General features: G+C 57.1%; 16 protein-coding genes. 12 read left to right on the forward strand and 4 right to left on the reverse strand.

Going from position 1 to position 19,214, the window contains the following annotated elements:
• Positions 1-154 precede the first annotated feature (154 nt).
• From AC13QO_RS14815 to AC13QO_RS14825, 3 genes are all read left to right on the forward strand, one after another.
• The gene (locus AC13QO_RS14815) at positions 155-2,419 is read left to right on the forward strand and encodes a methyl-accepting chemotaxis protein (RefSeq protein WP_488541023.1); all 2,265 of its coding nucleotides are present in this window, start codon (positions 155-157) and stop codon (positions 2,417-2,419) included.
• A gap of 239 nt (positions 2,420-2,658) precedes the next feature.
• A complete protein-coding gene (locus AC13QO_RS14820; protein WP_488541024.1) occupies positions 2,659-5,361 on the forward strand; it encodes a sensor domain-containing protein in 2,703 nt (900 codons plus the stop codon).
• Positions 5,362-5,655: 294 nt separating this feature from the next.
• Entirely contained in the window at positions 5,656-6,093 is a 438-nt protein-coding gene (locus AC13QO_RS14825; RefSeq protein WP_488541025.1) for a hypothetical protein, read from the forward strand.
• Between the two features lie 744 nt (positions 6,094-6,837).
• On the opposite strand, the gene AC13QO_RS14830 is transcribed toward AC13QO_RS14825, so the two are convergent.
• Positions 6,838-7,242, reverse strand: coding sequence for a DoxX family protein (locus tag AC13QO_RS14830; RefSeq protein ID WP_488541026.1), 405 nt, complete (start codon positions 7,240-7,242; stop codon positions 6,838-6,840).
• Between the two features lie 114 nt (positions 7,243-7,356).
• On the opposite strand from AC13QO_RS14830, the gene AC13QO_RS14835 reads away from it, so the two are divergent.
• Positions 7,357-7,710 (forward strand): winged helix-turn-helix transcriptional regulator, encoded by a 354-nt coding sequence (locus AC13QO_RS14835; protein ID WP_488541108.1) that lies wholly within the window; start codon positions 7,357-7,359, stop codon positions 7,708-7,710.
• Between the two features lie 134 nt (positions 7,711-7,844).
• Here AC13QO_RS14835 and AC13QO_RS14840 read toward each other — a convergent pair whose 3' ends face one another.
• The 3 genes from AC13QO_RS14840 to AC13QO_RS14850 form a co-directional block, all read right to left on the reverse strand.
• The gene (locus AC13QO_RS14840) at positions 7,845-8,375 is read right to left on the reverse strand and encodes an OsmC family protein (protein WP_488541027.1); all 531 of its coding nucleotides are present in this window, start codon (positions 8,373-8,375) and stop codon (positions 7,845-7,847) included.
• A 60-nt stretch (positions 8,376-8,435) separates the two neighbouring features.
• Positions 8,436-9,737 (reverse strand): O-acetylhomoserine aminocarboxypropyltransferase/cysteine synthase family protein, encoded by a 1,302-nt coding sequence (locus AC13QO_RS14845; RefSeq protein WP_488541109.1) that lies wholly within the window; start codon positions 9,735-9,737, stop codon positions 8,436-8,438.
• 413 nt (positions 9,738-10,150) lie between these two features.
• Entirely contained in the window at positions 10,151-11,080 is a 930-nt protein-coding gene (locus tag AC13QO_RS14850) for a LysR family transcriptional regulator (protein ID WP_488541028.1), read from the reverse strand.
• A 128-nt stretch (positions 11,081-11,208) separates the two neighbouring features.
• Between AC13QO_RS14850 and AC13QO_RS14855 the strand changes: the two genes are divergently transcribed.
• The 8 genes from AC13QO_RS14855 to AC13QO_RS14890 are packed head-to-tail and all read left to right on the forward strand — an operon-like array spanning position 11,209 to position 19,201.
• Complete coding sequence (locus tag AC13QO_RS14855; protein ID WP_488541029.1) at positions 11,209-12,135, forward strand: ABC transporter substrate-binding protein; 927 nt, start codon at positions 11,209-11,211, stop codon at positions 12,133-12,135.
• A gap of 57 nt (positions 12,136-12,192) precedes the next feature.
• Complete coding sequence (locus tag AC13QO_RS14860; protein WP_488541030.1) at positions 12,193-13,941, forward strand: thiamine pyrophosphate-binding protein; 1,749 nt, start codon at positions 12,193-12,195, stop codon at positions 13,939-13,941.
• 7 nt (positions 13,942-13,948) lie between these two features.
• Positions 13,949-14,767 (forward strand): ABC transporter ATP-binding protein, encoded by an 819-nt coding sequence (locus AC13QO_RS14865; RefSeq protein WP_488541031.1) that lies wholly within the window; start codon positions 13,949-13,951, stop codon positions 14,765-14,767.
• Positions 14,764-15,540, forward strand: coding sequence for an ABC transporter permease (locus AC13QO_RS14870; RefSeq protein WP_488541032.1), 777 nt, complete (start codon positions 14,764-14,766; stop codon positions 15,538-15,540). The genes AC13QO_RS14865 and AC13QO_RS14870 overlap by 4 nt, the downstream gene beginning before the upstream one ends.
• Entirely contained in the window at positions 15,537-16,304 is a 768-nt protein-coding gene (locus AC13QO_RS14875; RefSeq protein ID WP_488541033.1) for an ABC transporter permease, read from the forward strand. Before AC13QO_RS14870 ends, AC13QO_RS14875 begins: the two co-directional genes overlap by 4 nt.
• A 32-nt stretch (positions 16,305-16,336) precedes the next feature.
• The gene (locus AC13QO_RS14880) at positions 16,337-16,783 is read left to right on the forward strand and encodes a GlcG/HbpS family heme-binding protein (RefSeq protein ID WP_488541034.1); all 447 of its coding nucleotides are present in this window, start codon (positions 16,337-16,339) and stop codon (positions 16,781-16,783) included.
• A gap of 23 nt (positions 16,784-16,806) precedes the next feature.
• Entirely contained in the window at positions 16,807-18,237 is a 1,431-nt protein-coding gene (locus tag AC13QO_RS14885; protein WP_488541035.1) for an aldehyde dehydrogenase, read from the forward strand.
• Positions 18,146-19,201, forward strand: a complete 1,056-nt coding sequence (locus AC13QO_RS14890) for an alpha/beta hydrolase (protein ID WP_488541036.1) — start codon at positions 18,146-18,148, stop codon at positions 19,199-19,201. The genes AC13QO_RS14885 and AC13QO_RS14890 overlap by 92 nt, the downstream gene beginning before the upstream one ends.
• Positions 19,202-19,214 lie beyond the last annotated feature (13 nt).

Consider the following 19,214-nt stretch of genomic DNA (forward strand, 5'->3'; position numbering starts at 1 on the left):
GTTCCGATTTGCGCAACGGAGTTCCAAACCAGTACAGGGGTTAATCCTGTAGTAAGTATGCCGCGCTCATCTCACGGATAGCAGTCCATGTCTCAATGCTCTGGACCGCGTAATCGTTTGGAAGCCGTTGTAGTTTATAGTCCCTGAGGTGCATATGTCGCGACTGCCGCTATCTCTACTTTTAATGATTTTGGCAATTATCCCGTTGACGGCTTTCCTTCTCATGGGACTATCAACGTCACTAGGATATTATCACCAATACTCTACGTTCCGACGCGCACAAACAACGCAGCAACTTGGGCGGGAAGGCGGATTTCTCGCCCAAGCTATAGCGGCCGAAGCATTTGCGGGCGCTGACGACCGTAGGGCAAAGCGAGCCGTATCAGACGGGGCTTTCACAGCGATCTTTTCCGCTTACGACGCCTGGAAGAAGGTATTTGACGATCCGGCCATAGAGCGGGCGGTGCAAATCATTCGTGAAAGGCGGAACAATCTCGATAGCTTCCGCCGCCGCGTCGATGACGGAGCGGCTGGCGAAACGGAAGGAGCCGTCGCCTTGCGCCCAGCTGCCGTTGCGGGTTTGGAGCTCGTCCGTCGCACTGGGGCGACTGTCAATGATTTGGAGTTGGCACGTCAAATTAATGGTTTTCACGCGCTGATGCAGATCAAAGAAGCTGGTTTGCTGGAGATCAGGCCCGGCCGAGCCTACATCAAAGATTCTGTGATGGCCGTCGATCTCTTTTCGTCGCTCTTGCAATCCAAAAGTCTAAAGCAGCTTTATGCCCCTACGATGCACGAATTTCTCCCTGCCGATCTCGTCAAATCTTATGATGACTTCGAGGCCAGCGCTGCAGGCAAGTTCATAGCGGGCGTTCGCGATCAGATGTATGCGAACCAGCCGGGCGTTTCCTTTCCACCCGAGACGTTGGATCGATGGAATGAAACGACTCAACAGCGGGCTGCTTTGCTGACCGAACTCATAATGCGCACTGGCGACAAGTTGGACGCGATCGCATTTCAACGGTACGCCGATCTTCGCAATGCCTTTATCGGCTATTCCGGCGCCACGCTTCTGATCATGTCTACGGTACTCGTTCTGTGCATTTCGGTCGTTCGGAGAATTTCAAGCTATATTCGGACGCTGACAAGCCGAATGAAGGCACTCGCAGAAGGCGATACATCGGCGCCGGTGCCCTTGACGATCCGACGTGACGAGATCGGGGATATGGCACGTTGCCTTGAGTTTTTCCGCGGCGCGGCCATACAAAAAAATCACCTCGAGACATCCGCGGAAGCTGAGCGCATGCGGTCTGACCAAGAGAAGCTGGACATTCAGGTAGGGGCTGAAAAAGAAGCCGAAGAGCGCCTCGTCCGAGCGACGACGGCATTGGCAACCGGGTTGAGGCGGATGGCGGATGGGGACTTGATCTGTGAAATTGAGGAGCCGTTAGCGCCACAATTTGAAAGTTTGCGCGATGACTTCAACGCTTCCATCCGTCAGCTCCGGCACGCGCTTCTTACCGTCGGCAATTCAGTCGAAACGGTCACGAATGGCAGCTCGGGCGTCTCGGTCGCATCTGAAAATCTTTCAAGACGCACGGAGCAGCAGGCGGCTTCGCTTGAGGAAACCGCAGCGGCGTTGGAGGAAATAACCGCCAATGTTGCATCGACCACAAAAAGGACGGCTGAGGCGCGCGGAGCCGTCCAACAAATGCGAGATCATGCGGAAATGTCCGGCCGGGTTGTACGCAACGCCATCGGAGCCATGAATCGCATTGAAAATTCCTCTAAGCAGATTGCACAGATTATCAGCGTCATCGACGCGATCGCCTTCCAAACGAACCTCCTGGCGCTGAACGCCGGCGTCGAAGCAGCGCGCGCTGGCGACGCGGGAAAAGGCTTTGCGGTTGTTGCCCAAGAAGTCAGGGAGCTTGCACAACGCTCAGCGACAGCGGCGAAAGAAATCAAGGATCTCATCGGCAATTCAGCTCTGGCCGTTGACGAGGGCGTAAGGCTCGTGAGCGAAACCGGATCGGGCCTGAGAACGATTGAACAGCTTGTGCAGGATGTTAATCTTCATATGGACGCAATCGCAACGGCCTCCCAAGAACAATCGTCGGGCCTGCGCGAGATCAACGGCGCGGTCAATCATATGGACCACGCCACTCAAGAAAATGCGAATATGGTCGCGGAGATGAATTCTGCAGGAGCAAATCTCGCCCAAGAGAGCCAAAGCCTAGCCGCGCTGTTGAGACATTTCCACTTCAAAGACGAGAGCGGGGATTTCAAGCCACGGAAGGTTACGGGCGAACCTGGAGAGAGTTTTCCGGCCGACCGGACCATGGTCAACCGCGGAAATTCGATGCGCCGTGGTAACTTGGCACTCGCGCCTTCGAACGATGATTGGCAAGCCTTCTAATCATATGGGCGTCGCCGACCACAGTCTGGACTGTAGAAACCCCAGCAGTTCCCGAGTGTGGGTGGTGTGCTGCAGGTGGTCGCGAGATTGCGCAAATACACATCTTTGATGATTCTGAATGAGAGCGATATCCCGGTGGGGTAGCGGCATGGTACCCCGCCAAATGACTTGTGCGGTCCTAACAAAATGCTGGCTTGACGCATGATTGATCACGCCACGCGACAGAGCAGGACAGGCACATGAAACACACACGTCAATCGGAACGCACATCCCGCCCCGAAAAGTCTGTGGAAGCGCACATGGCGACTAATGCTCAAACCAACGAGGGGCGTGGCGTCTTACGCAACGCGGTCAATGCCAGTCCTCCGCTTGCCACGGGCAAGGTACCGCCATTTCCAGAGGCCTCCACTGTCGGTTCATCGCACGGTCACTACGCGGATGTCGCGAGTCTGAGGCAACTGTTGGAGAAGTCTTTTCGAGCAGATTCCCGGCATCCTGCGCCAAACGTCGACATGACATTTAACGCTGAAGAGATGTCCAGCGCCGTCGTACTCGACGCGATCCCGTTACCCGTCTTCTTCAAGAACAGGGATGGAATACACCTCGGTTGCAACAGGGCGTTCGAAAGCTTCTCCGGCCGCTCAAGGGGAGAGATTATCGGAAAAACTGTTTTTGATTTGGTACCCGCTCCCATAGCCGAGACTTATACCGCGTTGGACGAAGCGCTTTTTGCAAATGGCGGCGTTCAGCAATACGAAGCAAAGGCCACGACCGAAGATGGCGGCGTACGTGATCTCTTACTCAGCAAAACAGCGATCACTGATATAGCGGGCAACATGGTCGGCTTGGTCGGTGCGATGTTGGACATCACAGAGCGAAAACGTGCGGAACAAGATCTCAAAGAGGCCCTTGAGTTCGCAGAGGGAATCATCGCCGCGATTCCAGACATTCTGTTCGAGGTAGATGCCGACGGTCGTTACCTGCAGGTCTGGACAAGGAACGAGGAGCTTCTGGCGCAGCAGAAGGAAGTGTTACTCGGCAAACTTGTCCGCGACGTGCTCCCTACAGATCAGGCGGACATCGCTATGCTGGCTCTTCAAGAAGCCGATGAAACCGGAGCCGCCTACGGTCGATGTATCCGTATCCTCCTTCCAAACGGCGAATCGCATTGGTTTGAACTGTCGGTGGCAAAGCGACCAAGCAGCGATCCCTCCACCGTTACTTTTCTTGTGTTATCTCGCGACATTACAGAGCGAAAGCAGGCTGAGGACACAATCATTGAAGCTCAGACTCGCCTGCTGAGCGTACTGCAAACCATTCCAGACATGGTATGGCTGAAAGACGCAACAGGCAAATATCTGTTGTGCAATCATGCCTTCGAAGGACTGCTCGGCAGGGCAGAAGCGGAAATCGTTGGGAAAACGGATTATGATCTGTTTACTCCCGAACTCGCCCAGTTTTTTCGCGACAAGGATCAGGAGGCAATGCGCGCCGGTCGTGTTCTTATAAATGAGGAGTGGGTCACGAAGGAGGACGGTCAATCGATGCTTCTGGAAACTCGCAAGGTTCCAGTATTCGCCGCCGGGGGGCAGGTGACCGGGATTCTCGGTGTGGCACGCGATATCACCGAACTGGACGCGTCTCGTAAGAAAATACGTCAGATGGCATTCTATGATTCTCTCACCGGCCTGCCTAACCGGACACTTTTCAATGAACGGTTACGCGAAATGATCGGGGACGCGGCGCTGGCCGGCAAGCGAGCCGGGGTGATGCTGATCGACATGGACCATTTCAAGGCGGTCAATGACACTATGGGACACCCCGTCGGCGACGAGTTGCTGCGGCAGGTGGCCGCCCGCATGAAAGAATGCGTCCGTGCTAGCGATACCGTGGCCAGACTCGGTGGCGATGAGTTTGCAGTCTTGCTCCCGACTGTTCATGACAATGACGGTTTGGCTCAAATCGCCAGCAGAATGCTCGCCGCATTCGGCGAACGTTTCATGCTCTGCGAAAGGGAGATCTTCATATCCTGCAGCATCGGGATATCGGTATTTCCAGATGACGGCGACGCCCCCGACGATCTAGTGAAATACGCGGATTCCGCAATGTATTTTGCGAAACGTTCGGGGCGCAGCAACTTCCGCTTCTACTCACGGGATCTAACGGTTGGGGCTGAAAAGCGCCTGGCTCTAGAATCAGACCTGCGCCTGGCTATGAAACGCGGGCAGCTTGAGCTCCATTATCAGCCAAAGGTGCTACTGGAAAACGCAAAGGTGATTGGCTCAGAAGCTCTACTTCGATGGCATCATCCGAAGATGGGAATGATCCCTCCCGGCGAATTCATAGGTGTCGCCGAGGAAACCGGATTGATCATCGATCTCGGACGATGGGTATTGCGGGAGGCGTGTCGCACGGCTGCCGTCATGAATGCAGATGGATTGCCCCCGCACAAGGTCGCAATAAATTTGTCTCCTAAGCAGTTTCAATGTCCGAATTTGTCGCAAACGGTCGCGGACGTATTGCAGGAAACCGGTTGTCGTGCTGAGTGGATCGAGGTTGAAATAACTGAAAGTCTGCTGCTCCACAACTGCGAGGGCGTTTCGACGACACTCTCTCAATTACATGCGAGCGGAATTTCCATAGCAATCGATGATTTCGGCACCGGCTATTCATCTCTGAGCTATTTGGCTCAGTTTCCCATTGATACCCTCAAGATTGACCGGTCATTCATCAATAGATCCGACAAACGAAGCAGAGAACTTGTGAAGGCAATTCTCTCGATTGCGCGCTGCCTTGGGCAAAATGTGGTCGCCGAGGGCGTGGAGACGGTCGATCAGGAAAAATTCTTGGCTGAAAGCGGATGCGCTGTGGCACAAGGATTTTTCTATAGCAAGCCGGTTCCGAAGTCCGAACTTCTCGCAGGAAACGCAGGCTTTCGATGACTCTCGTAGTGATTCCAGTCGTACGCCGACGCCGGCGGCGAAGGGATGCCAATCATGCACTTGCCTTCAGTATCTGCTGAATCCCGATGCGCGGATGCGCTGGGTCGGGTAGTGAAGCAAGTTGCCTCGCATTTTCATCACGGCGCCGACAAGCCGGGACAAGGCGATACCGCCAAGCCTGTGGGCGCAGACAGCGCGGAGGATCCACGCCACCTGCGGTGCTGCTTCTAGTACCGTATCCGTCTAACGGATGCACAAACTACGCTGGGCGACCGGATATAAACGCGGGCCAAATTGGATCTGCTGAAAACTTCAGGCATTTTAATGTACCGAAATATGCAAGCCTGCACCGAATTGCGCGACGAAATTTGCGTTGATGTTTTTTTGCTTTCGATTGCCATTGCGAAGAATGCTTGCCGGGCACAATCTGCAACTCAGAATCATATCGGCAAAAGCGTAACCGTGCAAAAGCTCATCCTATTTCCTCATCAAAATCGAGATTCGTCGGATTTGCAAAGTTCAACTGCGCATTCGAAAGACTCCGGACAATTCGACGTCGTTCGATCGCTGCAATCGGAACTTCAAGTTTTGGCCAGTGCCTTAAATCATCTAGAGGCACTATGTGCGTCGTACCGATCCGAGGCCGGTACTGGCTCGCACAACCTGATTGATATGGCTACCCAACAAGGGGACTCGGTCGATGTTGGAACGGACAGTAAGAATCGAACCTAACGGCCTATTGTCCACTTTGGACTAGCGCACGGCGATCGAGACGAGACGCTACCGTCGATTTTCCGGGAATGACCTACGTCGGCAAATTCCGTAAGGGCGTTTGAACCTGCGTCCCACGGTTTTTCAATATCATCGGCCATCGCGAACCGTTTTGAGACCGCACCCGCCGAACTGGGCAGCGGCCTTTGCCACTTGACAGCGATGGCCCTCGCGACCCCATGGGCGAAGTTAGAAGCAATAATTAAGCCGCTGCCGCGCCGGGTCAATTCCGATAAGCAGCAGTCCTCACCCCTACCTTTGAACATATGAGGTTGCTTGTTGCCGGGATAACGGTGAGGGGCCCGCGCGGAATAGCGGCATCGGCACGGACGTTCCAAACATCGGCTGATGAAATTCAAGCAATGCGGGTGAGCGAACACTAGCTACAGGATCTACTCCACTCGAAACCGCAAGTGGAAGCGGGCGGCCCTATGGCCTGTCCGGCGCGCGATGTGCTTAAGTTTCGCGCGCCACCTCGTCGTTACAATATCCGTCGCTGGGAAGGCTAGGCTCGTGCTTTGAATAATTGTCGGCCTCGTATCTAAGCCGAGGTGCCGCATTTTGTCGGAGATCGGCGAACTGCGAGCAGATAGCGATATGAAGTGACGTGTCGACCTGCGGCCGTTCGATTAACCTTCGCCGTCCGACCAGTCGAGAATAGCCCCGACTTTTCTCAGCTGGTCGCCGGCAAGCTAGTGCCTCGCGCTACGCGTTACGAGGCTTGGAAACAAGCGCGATAATCTGCTCGCGGCGCAAGGCGGTCACGATGAGACATAGTACGAGCAGTACGACCGCAGGGAGTGGTGAGGTTTGCAATCTGAGCAAGTGCGCCAGCGTGGCGCCGATCATCGTGGCCGATAGCCATAGGCCGCCGAAAGCGGTTGTGCGAGGAGCGAGCAGCGCTACGGCCCCGGCAATCTCGACAAGTGCTGTAACATAACGAAATCCTTGCCCAAGACCGATTTGGTCAAAGATTTCTACCATCATCGGGACACCGGCAAGCTTAGCGCTGGCGGCAGCCAAGAAGGCAACGGCTAGAAGGACCTGCAGAATCCAGGCAACGATGTTGGCGCCACGGCTGGAAGCAGGGTAATTTGGAATTTGAGACATGACATAACTCCTAGGGGGTGGTACAAAAACGTGACTGAGGCAAAATAGATGACTGCAATGGACGCGCAAGAAGGCAAAATTTCCTTACTTGGTCAGCCTAACCTGACTGATGAGATGGTTCGGGAGCAACCGGGAGCATGCGCTGGGATCAGCGAAGTGCTAGCGCGGATTGGTGACAAATGGAGCGTCCAGGTTGTCATGATGCTGCGCAATGGCCCACGCCGATTCAACGAGCTCAAGAGAGGAGTCGCGGGAATCTCTCAGCATATGCTCACCATTACACTACGCGGGCTGGAGCGTGATGGCTTGGTAAGTCGGACGATATTCCCGACAATCCCTCCGCGGGTCGACTATGAACTGACGTCACTTGGACATTCTTTGCGAAAGCCAGTTGAAGCACTAGGACAATGGGCAATTGAGAACCAACCGGCAATAAAAATCGCCCAAACGGCATTCGATCAGAGATGAAAGGATCGGCATTGTGCTCAGGGGGGTGCGCCTAGTTGGCGGCGGATCGGACAGATAGCCCCAGACCAATTCCACATTGAGAAGAAGGATCCAGTCCGATCTGCGTTCGCAAAAATTGGCCGCAATGGGCTTATCTAAGCCATCAAAGCCACCGGAGGCAGCGCTTCCTGGCGGAGATCGAGTGTAATCGGAGTTGGCTCCTTGAGAATGTCGAGTACGGGGCAATGTTGATCAACGACCTGCTTTAGTCGAGCAAGGTCCTCCTCCGGAGCAGAGCTATCTATGATCACGGTGCCGACGATGCTCTGAAAGCCGGGGCGTGCTGAACTGTCCACCCCGAACAGTCCACGCAAGTCGATCTTCCCTTCTAGCTTCACAGACACGCTCTTGATCGGGATTCCCAAAGCGTCCGCATAGAGACGGTAAGTTATTTCCTGGCAGGAGCCGAGAGCGGCCAGCACATACTCAACTGGATTGGGCGCCTTGTCAGTGCCTCCGAGGCTGAGCGGTTCATCGACAGCAATCGTGAATTGTCGTGCGCTAACACTGCTGTTGACGCCATCACCTTGTCGGGAATGAGTGCTGAAAGCGGCGAGAGCCTTATCGGGCGCAGCGCGTAAGGCCGCCTGGGTCTTGTTAAAAACGTCCCTGAACTTGAATACCATTTCACTATCCTTCAATACCAATGAGCAACGACTGTTGTTATCAATCGACTTGATCTCGCCTTAGCCGCCGGAGACGGCATTCAAGCTCTGCTCGATGTCGCTCCGAATGTCCGTGACATGCTCTAGCCCGATCGACAGTCGGACATAGCCTTCGGACACACCGCTTGCCTGCTGCTCTTCCGGGGACAACTGAGAGTGCGTCGTCGTCGCCGGATGGATGGCGAGGCTGCGAGCGTCGCCGATATTGGCGACGTGGTAGAGAAGTTTGAGGTTGTCTATGAAGGCACGGCCAGCTTCTCTACCTCCCTTGAGCTCGAATCCGACGAGGCCGCCATAACCACCAGTCAGATATTTTTCAGCCCGCTCACGGGAAACACCCTTCTGCAATGACGGATAGATGACATTCGACACGTCTGGCCGCGTGGAAAGGAAGTCAGCGACGGCTTCGGCATTCTGGGAATGCCGCTGGATACGCAGAGCAAGCGTTTCAACGCCCTGGATGATCTGGAATGCGTTGAACGGCGAAATCGCCGCGCCAAGATCACGCAGCAGCGTCACACGGGCTTTGATTATGTAAGCGATCGGACCGAGTGGCTTGACGGCCTCCGTCCAGATTGCTCCATGATAGCTTTTGTCGGGGGTATTGAGAGCAGGTTGACGATCCGGTTTCGCCGCCCAGTCAAAGTTGCCACCGTCGATGATGAGACCACCGATCGATGTTCCGTGCCCCCCGAGATATTTGGTCGTCGAGTAAACGACAACGGCAGCCCCATGATCGAAGGGCCGCGCTAGTAATGGGGCCGCAGTATTGTCGACGATGAGCGGAATGCCATATTCACGCCCAATCGATGCTACCTCAGCAATCGGGAAGACCGTGAGCTTCGGATTTGGAAGGGTTTCTGCATAGTAGGCGCGCGTACGGTCGTCCGTCGCGCGACGAAAATTTTCCGGATCGCCGGGATCGACAAACCGAACCTCGATGCCTTGGTCTTTCAGCGTGTTGGCAAAGAGGTTCCAGGTTCCACCGTAGAGATCTGTCGAACTGACCACATTGTCGCCTGCTTTCGCAAGATTTTGCAAAGCAAAGGCCGAGGCCGCCTGACCCGACGCCAGAGCGAGCGCCGCAACGCCTCCTTCGATCGCAGCAACACGCTTTTCGAGGACATCAACGGTGGGGTTGCCGATGCGGCTGTAGATATTTCCGAGTTCCTTCAGGGCGAACAGGTTGGAGGCATGCTCCGCATCACGGAATTGGAAGGACGTGGTCTGGTAGATCGGAACGGCAACAGCGCCGGTGGTTGGGTCAGCTCTCCATCCAGCATGAAGGGCGAGGGTTTCGGGATGCAAAGAGTTTGCCGACATAAAGACTCCTGGAGACAAATATGAATTTAGCTCACCCACCGGGTCGGTGAGCGGGCAGTAATGAATATCTATAGTTTGTCTAGCGAATTTATAGAGAAAAGAAATTCCATCTTGGAGACTGGTGGAAAACTATTCTGCCGGCGGCGACCGTTTTTGTGCCAGCGTTCGCGCGACATGCGAAGCCGTGAAGCACGTCATTTGTCAATCGATCAGACGATGTGTCGATCGATAAGCTCGCTCGATTTGAACGCCGCGTGGGCAGCCTAACGCAGGAAAGCGCCAAGTGCAGCGAAATGCTGTCGTACTTACAGCTTGGAATGCCATCTTCCATCCCGTCGCGGGACATGGCGCGATGCTGGCCGTCTCAGCACGATTGGCCCACCTCCTAAGCATCGGTCAGCACTGAACAGGCGTCATGCATTCGTCGGCCGGTCCGTGAATTCGGCTTTCCAATTACCTGAGCGGATACTTTCCTGCGTCACTTTGAAAAGGATCTTGATGAATTGCTTGGCTGCGAGGGTTTGTTCGGCATTTTCGAGCAGTGCAATCAGCCACGAAATCTGAAGTCCTTCGATCGGCGCATAGCAAAACTGACTCAAAGGGGAGTTGATCAATGCGCAGAACGGGAGGACCGTATAACCAACATTGAGACGAATAAGGTCGGCGACGGGCGCGTATTCTGTCTCAAGCGCGACCCTAGCGCGACGCCCGATCTGTGCGAGCTCCGTGTCGATAAGTATTCGCAGTCCGTCCGGCCGCGGGGTCAAGATCAGCGGCCGATCCGCAACCGCTTCAAGGCCGACTGGTTTATTAGGTGAAAGACCACTGCCGGTCGGCCCGACCAGGTACAACGGCTCGCGAATTAGCGGCTCGGTATGCAGATCCGGCTCTGTCAAGGGAGCCGCAAGGATACCGACATCGATCTCGCGAAAGTAGATGGCCTCTCGCAGGTGAAATGAATGGGCGCCACGAACCCGAAGTCTCACATGCGGGAAGCTCTCTACATAGTTCGCGACCAGTTCACCTGTGAGGATATGGCCCATGAACGGTGGGGCTCCAAAGGCAAGACGACCCGAGGGCGTGTTAGCGGCAAACATGACCTCCTCGGGTACCCTCGAAATCTCTTCCAGGATGGCCTCGGCTTTGGCGCGGAACACTTCGCCCGCCGGGGTCAGCGCAAGCCCCCGTCCGGTGCGATGGAACAGAGAGGCGCCAATCTCCTGTTCCAGAGCCACGATCTGTCGGCTCAGGGCCGGCTGCGAGATGTCGAGCTTTTCCGCCACGCGTGACAGGTTACCGAACTCGGCGGCCTTTAGGAAATATTCCCACTTTCGAAGGTTCACGGATTGGCTCCAACGCTGCCGATATGCTCTGCAGGTTATAGCTGAACTGCTGTTCTGTCTATTGATGCCGAGCGCTTACCTTGGAATAGTCGGGATGGGTTGAGGAGCCCCGCATAGAGGAGGTTTTTATGTTCAAACACGCAATTTTGGTCGCCGGCGCCTTCACCGCCAGCATCGCCCCGTCGTGGGCCGAGACAAACATCACATTCGGCGCCCCGCCGATCGCAGAGGTCGAAGCCGTCTTTGTTGCCCAGGATCAGGGCGTGTTTGAAAAGAACGGCCTCAAGCTTGATATCCTTCCAGCCACATCCCCTCAGGCGATGGTCGCTGGCCTCGTCTCGGGCTCGCACCAGATAGCCGCAGTTTCGACAACGGTCCTGCTGCAGGCGGTCGATAGCGGCGTCGATTTAGTCGTCGTCGCAACCTGCGGCGTTACGTCGGCTCGCACAGCCAAGAACATGGGTCTTGCGGTGCGGAGCGGCGTCGAAATAACGAAACCTGAAGATCTTATCGGGAAAAAGGTGGGCGCCCCCGGCACGAACGGAACAATCGATATTCTTTTCAAAGAATGGCTAAAGCAAAAAAATGTACCCGAAGACAAAGTTACATTTATCGAAGTGCCGATCCCTAACACGGCAGACGTCCTGAAGGGTGGGACTATCGACGCGATCATAGCTGGCGAACCTTCGCTCAGCCGGGCAGTCAACCAGTCGAATGGTAAAATAGCGTTTCACTACATGGCAGATCTTCCTGAGAACTTGCCGTACACCACATTTGCCGCGACCCGGGAATGGGCGACCGCCAACCCCGATGCGATCAAGTCATTCCGCGCAAGTTTGGCCAAAGCTGCCGAGTTCGTAACGGAAAACCCCGGTAAAACGCGCGAGATACTGTCGAAATACACCCACCTGCCGATCGAGGTCCTGAACAAGATCGAACTGCCGGAATGCAGGACGGTACCGACGAAGGCGTCGCTCGACTATTTCGACAAGGCCATGCGCGACGATGGCCTTCTCACTGGAAATATCGATACCGCGGGCCTCATAGTGCCCTGAGAAAAAGGCCGGGGCAAAGCGTTCCGGCCGCTCGTCATAATTTCACAGGTGAATATCATGGTCCAGATAACCGGCGCGGAAGCGTTGACACGCTTGCTACTCCCGGAAGCAGTTCCATTCGTCTTCGGTATCGCCGGAGGCAAGTTGAACCCGTTACTGCATGCCATTTCCAGAGAGCCGTCAATTCGCTATCTCGGAGTACGCCACGAAGCATCCGGCCCCCTGATGGGCGCGGCCGTCGCCGCGGCAAGCGGTCGCTTGTGCGTAGCTCTTGGTGAAATGGGGCCGGGCTCTTCCAACCTGGTCGGAGGTCTCGGCACGGCCTTCAATAACAACCTGCCACTCCTGCTCGTCACGTCCAATAACCATCATGCCGCGGCCTATCCGAACCGCGGCATGTTCATGGATCTGGACACCCACGCGCTCCTGAAGCCGCTCACCAAATGGAGCGCCGTGGTGCATGACGGAAGACGCCTGCCAGACCTCGTGCGTGATGCTTTCCGCCAGGCACTCACTGGGCGGCGCGGACCTGTGCATCTCGATGTGCCGCAGGAAGTATTCACTACCAAGTTTGAGTTCGATGAGGAGGCGCTTTCGCTTGCGCCAGAGACATACCGGACCATCGAGGGGCCGAGAGCGCCGGCCGCGCAGATCGATCGCGCTGCCGACATGTTGGCGCAGGCCAAGCGTCCAGTGCTGGTCGCCGGCGGCGGGGTCGTTTCGGCGAACGGCGGCGGCCTATTCCGCAACCTTCTGGCCATCCTGAAGGCTCCGGCGCTTGCCACTCAAATGGGGATAGGAACGGTCCCATCGGATTCGCCCTTTTTTATCGGCCATGGTGGTATCATTGGCGGTGACGCCATTCCTGTCGCGCTTGCCGAAGCCGATGTTATCTTGGCGGTCGGCTGCCGCTTCTCTTCCTGGCTTTGGGACGACAACGGCGCGCTGGCAAAAGGGCGCGACGCCGAGCTCATCAACGTCAATATCGATCCGATGAGCCTCGGCGCAAATGCGCCGCACGCGCTCGGTATCTGGGCCGACGCGAAAAATGCGCTTTCCGATCTTCTCTCAGCCCTCGAAGGCCGCGCGATGCCGGACAGATCGCAATGGCTCGCGCGCCTGCGCGATATCTACGCCACTTATCGAGGCAAGCTGAACCAGATGAATGAGGACGAAGGTCCAATCATGCATCCGGCCCGTCTCGGCACAGCCCTCGGACAACTCCTGCCTGCCGACGCGCTTGTCGCTTATGATGGCGGCCACACGTCTTTCTGGAGCAACGACCTCACACCGGCGACTGTTGAGCGCACCCGGTTCCATGAACCTGGCATGTGCCAGCTTGGCTTCGGCACGCCTTACGCTTTGGCGCTCAAACTGCTCCATCCCGATCGCTTGGTTGTCAACATCTGCGGCGACGGAGCCTTCGGCTTTACGCTGTCCGAACTGGATACCGCTCGACGCTATGGGCTGCCTATCATCAACATCGTCCACAACAACGCGTCTTGGGGTGTGATTAAAATGGGCCAGCGAAAAACCTACGATTTTTCGTTCGGCGCGGACTTGGATGGCGTCGACTACGCGGACGTGGCGCGCGGCTTCGGCTGCCACGGCGAGCGCGTGACGACGGCGGATGAAATCGGGCCGGCTCTCGAACGTGCGATCGCCTCCGGCCTGCCTGCGGTCATAGATTGCCATGTTCGTTTCGAGGCGCATCCCAGCATGCCCTATTTTGCAAAAATGAATGCGTACGGCTTCCATAACGGCGTGGGCGGTGGGCCGCATGCCGCCCTCATGAAAGGAGCCTGATGTGGTCATGACCCAGCTTTCAACGCGCCATCATGATGGGGAGGGCAGTTCTGTACCGGCGTCCTCCGATGTTCGCATCCGTGTTTGCGACGTGACGCTTTCCTATAGCTCTCTGCAGATCATCGGCGGCATCAATCTCAACATCGCGGTCGGCGAAGCTGTTTCGATCATCGGGCCATCCGGCTGCGGCAAGACGACGTTGTTGCGGATGTTGGCGGGGCTTGCAAAACCCACCTCGGGCAGCATCGAACTCGAGGGGACGCTACTCGGTGGGCCGAGCCGATCCGTAGCGATCGTCTTTCAGGACTATGGAAAGGCGCTACTACCTTGGCGCACTGCAGCGGGCAACGTTTCATTGGCTTTGGAAGCTCGCGGATGTCCGCGTGCCGACCGGCCTGAGATCATCCGCGATTTGCTTGATAAGATCGGCCTTGGCCGCCACGCCGACAAATATCCGTCCGAAATGTCCGGCGGCATGCAACAGCGTCTGCAGATCGCCCGTTGCCTGGCACAGGAACCGAAAGTGCTTCTGATGGACGAACCGTTCGGCGCACTTGACGCCATGACGCGGCAAGCACTTCAGGACGAGGTACTTGGACTGGTCGCCTCGACAGGCGCGACGATGGTTTTCGTCACGCATGATCTCGAAGAGGCAATTTATCTCGGCGACCGGATAGTCTGCCTCCAGCCGAGCCCAGGCCGCATCGGACGCATGGTAGATGTGCCGCTGACACGGCCGCGCGACCAACTGTTGACCCGAGAAGATCCGGAATTCCTGCGGCTGCGTCGTGAGCTATACGATCTTATCAAGGACGATCACCAATGAGCGCGGCGAGCCTCGTAAAGAACGGCTGCCGTGCGGCACTGCTGCCGATCGCTCTCATCGTTCTGGCGCAGACCGCCGCGACTGCCACGCATCTGGAAAGCGACAGCCTTGCAAGCCCCATCGATATTGCGCGGGCGTTCTTCACAATCATAGGCGACGGCTCGCTGCTGCGGGCTACCCTGGATACGCTGAAAGCGGCCGCGGCCGGTTGCGTTCTCGGGGTCGCGATCGGTTCGCTCCTCGGCATCGCGCTCGGGCTATCGAGAGCAGCAGACGATGCGCTTGATCTCACCGTCGAATTGCTGCGGCCGGTCCCCGTTGTTGCGCTCATTCCGGTCGTCATGATGCTGCTCGGGTTTGGCGCGGAACTGGAGATCGCGATCATCGCCTTTGGCCTGTTGTGGCCATCGGTGGTGCTCGCCCGCGCTGCCGTGAAAGAGGTGGAGCCTCGCCTCATGGAAGTGTCGCGCATGCTGCAGCTTGGTTTCCTCACCCGGCTGGTCAAGATCATCCTTCCTGCCGTCCTGCCGCAGCTTTTCATGTCGCTGAAGCTTGCTGCCGGTTATTCGCTGGTCGTGGCGGTGACGGTCGAAATCACCGCCAATCCGCTTGGGCTCGGCTATGGCATCATGATGGCGCAGCAAGCGCTGAGGCCGGCGGAGATGTTTGCCTATCTGATCTGGATCGGCACGGTCGGTTGGCTGATCAGCCTGCTTCTGAACGCTGCACAACGCACCTTCTTTCCGGCTTCCGTTAAGGGGGCGAGGCGATGAAGCATTTTTCACCCCGCAAGCTATTTCTCGGCTGTGGCACCCTCGTGCTCTTCATTCTGGCTTGGAAGCTTGTTACCGACGCAAAACTTGTCTCGCCGATCTTCCTGCCAAGCCCGCAGCGGACCTATGCCGCGCTGAGGCAGGGGCTGTCCGGCGGTCCGCTTTTGACGCAGACATTGGAGACGGTGCAGCGCATGCTGCTCGGCTGGTTGCTCGCTTCCGGCATCGGCGTTCTACTCGGTGCGCTGGTCGGCGTGTCAAGTCGGGCGCGGGCATTCATTGCTCCGACGCTCGAACTCCTCCGACCGCTTCCGGCCTCGGCGATGATTCCGATAGCCATCGCGTTTCTCGGCTTTTCTGACAATATGGTTCTGGTTGTCATAGCCTTCGGCGCGCTCTGGCCCATGCTACTCGCGACGATACACGGTTTCGCAACCATGGAGCCGCGCCTATACGAGGTTAGCGCCGTCCTCGGTCTCAGCCGAGCCCAGATCATCTTCAAACTCGCACTGCCCAGCGCGCTGCCGATGATAATCGCAAGTCTCAGACTTGGGCTGACGATTTCTCTCGTTCTTGCCGTCGTGGGAGAGATGCTGGCAAGCCGGGAAGGCTTGGGGCAGAGCATTCTTGCCGCGAGTCGCAGCTTCCGCTCGGCCGATCTCTTTGCCGGCATCGTTGTTCTCGGCGCCATCGGCCTTGGCGGAAGCCGGCTGCTCTCGCTCGCCGAAAGGCGTCTTCTTCGCTGGCAGGCAGCCAGCCGCTGAGCGAATTGCCCTTCAACAAAAGTGGATCTCAGATGTTTAAACTCATCGACGCTTCAACCATCATCGACGCCGCCCTTGCCGAAGGTCGGGCTCGTTCGCTTGCTCCGCTCGCCGTGGCAGTGCTGGACGCCGGTGGCCATCTGGTCGCCTACAAACGGGAGGACGGCGCGGGCATCGTTCGTTTCGACATTGCCTACGGCAAAGCCTGGGGATCGCTCGGCATGGGGTTCGGCACGCGCGAGCTTACCGAGCGTGCTGCGAAAAATCCGGCCTTTGTCACCGTCCTCGCTTCGGTGAGCGCGGGTCGGATGGTGCCGTCGCCTGGCGGCGTTCTTGTTCTCGACGACGCCGGCACTGTCGTTGCTGCGGTTGGTATATCCGGCGACCTCGGTGACAATGACGAACTATGCGCCATCGCCGGCATCGAACGAGCCGGGTTTCGCGCAGCTCCCAAGCTCGTCGAACCGACAAACTCGTAACGCAATCGACAAGGGAGGCTTTTATGCAGCAGAACGCGTCCACCCCCGGCAAACCAGGCGAATTCGTTCGCTTGAATCCCGTAACCGGCGAAATTGCCAGCAAGGCGCAAGCGGCAACCGCCGCTGAAGCAACTGCCGCTGCCGACAAGGCTGCGGCTGCTTTTTCGTCTTGGTCCGAAACCGGCCCGAATGCAAGACGGCAGTTACTGCAGAAGGCATCGCAGGTGCTTGCTTCAAAAAAAGACGATTTCGTCGCGCTCATGCAGGCTGAAACCGGGGCGACCGCGAGTTGGGCGGGCTTCAACGTGACGCTCGCTGCGAACATGATCGGGGAAGCCGCGTCCTTGACCACGCACATCAAGGGTGAAGTTATCCCGTCCGACAAGCCCGGATGCCATGCGATGTCAGTGCGCGAGGCTGTCGGCGTCTGCCTCGGCATCGCTCCATGGAACGCTCCGATCATCCTTGGCGTACGTGCTGTCGCTACCGCGCTTGCCTGCGGCAACACGGTCGTGCTCAAGGCTTCGGAAAATTGCCCTGCAGTGCATAACCTGATCGTTGAATGCTTCCGCTCCGCCGGTTTTCCGGAAGGCGTCGTCAACGTCGTCACCAATGCCCCGGAGGACGCTGCCGAAGTGGTGAATGCGCTCATCGACCACCCTGCAGTTCGGCGCATCAATTTCACCGGCTCGACTGGTGTCGGCAAGATGATTGCTCGTCGCGCTGCGGAGCACTTGAAGCCCGTATTGCTGGAATTAGGCGGCAAGGCGCCCTTCGTGGTTCTGGACGATGCTGATCTCGACGAAGCCGTTGCCGCCGCTGCATTTGGCGCATTCTTCAACCAGGGACAGATCTGCATGTCGACCGAGCGTATCATCGTCGTCGATGCGATCGCAGATGCCTTCATGGAGAGGTTTCGGGCCAAGGCGGCGACGCTTGTCGCCGGAAGTCCGGCGGAAGGCAAGGCGCCGCTCGGCGCGGTAATTAGCACCGAAACAGTCGAAAAAGTTCAGTCGTTGGTGAAGGACGCTATTTCCAAAGGTGCGCAGCTAGCCGCCGGCGGGACGGCAGAGGGCGTCCTGATGCCGGCGACTGTCATAGACAATGTTACCAAGGATATGCGCCTCTATCACGAGGAAAGCTTCGGCCCGGTCGTCGCGGTTCTGCGAGCTCGGGATGAAGATCATGCCATCGAACTCGCCAATGACAGCCAATATGGCCTCTCCGCTTCAGTCTTTACCCGAGATGCAGCCAAGGGCCTTCGCCTTGCGCGCAGGATCCATTCGGGGATCTGTCACATCAACGGTCCGACGGTTCACGATGAGGCACAGATGCCCTTTGGCGGCGTCAAGGCATCTGGCTATGGACGTTTCGGTGGCCAGGCAGGCATCGCCGAGTTTACCGAATTGCGGTGGATCACCATCGAGACCAAACCGGGACATTACCCCATCTGAACCGATTGATTGCGAGGGGAACATGCGATTGCTTCATTGCGGATTGCTTTTTGCGTTCGCCGGACTTGTCTCGCCAGCCGATGCGCAGATGTCGGCTAGTCCGCCGTCGATCATCGAGGGGGTGCGCGCCTTCGGTGACCGGCTGGGACCGGATGTGGTCAAGGGTGCAACCGAGCTATACAAACCGCTGCACGATGCGGCGTCGAAAGACGGCGTGGCCGTGACCAAGGACATTTCTTATGGAAATGGTGAGACCCAGAAGCTTGATCTCTACGTTCCCTCCAGGCTTGCGAGTGGAAGCAAGGTTCCAATTCTCGTCTTTGCGCATGGCGGCGGTTTTGTACGCGGTGACAAGAATGACGTCGCTCGTCTCGGCTATTATTTCGCGCAGCATGGCATCGTCACAGCGCTCATCAACTACGGCTTGGCGCCGCAAGCGTCGTTTCCATCAGGCGGCGAGGATGTCGGCAAGGCGGTCGCGTGGCTGAGAGAAAATCCGGATGCACATCCCGGAAATATCGAGGCGATCTTTGTTTCCGGCCATTCGGCGGGCGCCACACACGCTGCGACCTACGGCTTCATTACATCCGCGGCCAAACGCGATGATGGAGTACGGGGCCTGATTCTGCTTTCAACGCCGACGGCTGATTCCGAGGATCTCGGTCCCCAGGACAAAGCCTACTATGGGGAGGACGCATCGAAATATCCAGGAATGTCAATCATCCGCCATATCGGTGACCGCCGGCTGCCTATCTTCCTCGCGGTCGCCGAAAATGACATGCCGTCGATACAACGCCAGAACCAACGGCTCGTCGATGCGCTGTTTGCTCGTGACGGGAAGCTTCCGAACTACAAAACGGCGCTTGGCCACAACCACATTTCTATCATCGAGCATTTCGGAACCGCCGACGAAAGTCTCGGACCCGATATCCTCGAATTCATCAATGAGAATGCCGGGGAGTGAATCTTCACCGGCC

The sequence above is a fragment of the Rhizobium sp. CNPSo 3670 genome (assembly GCF_057784555.1).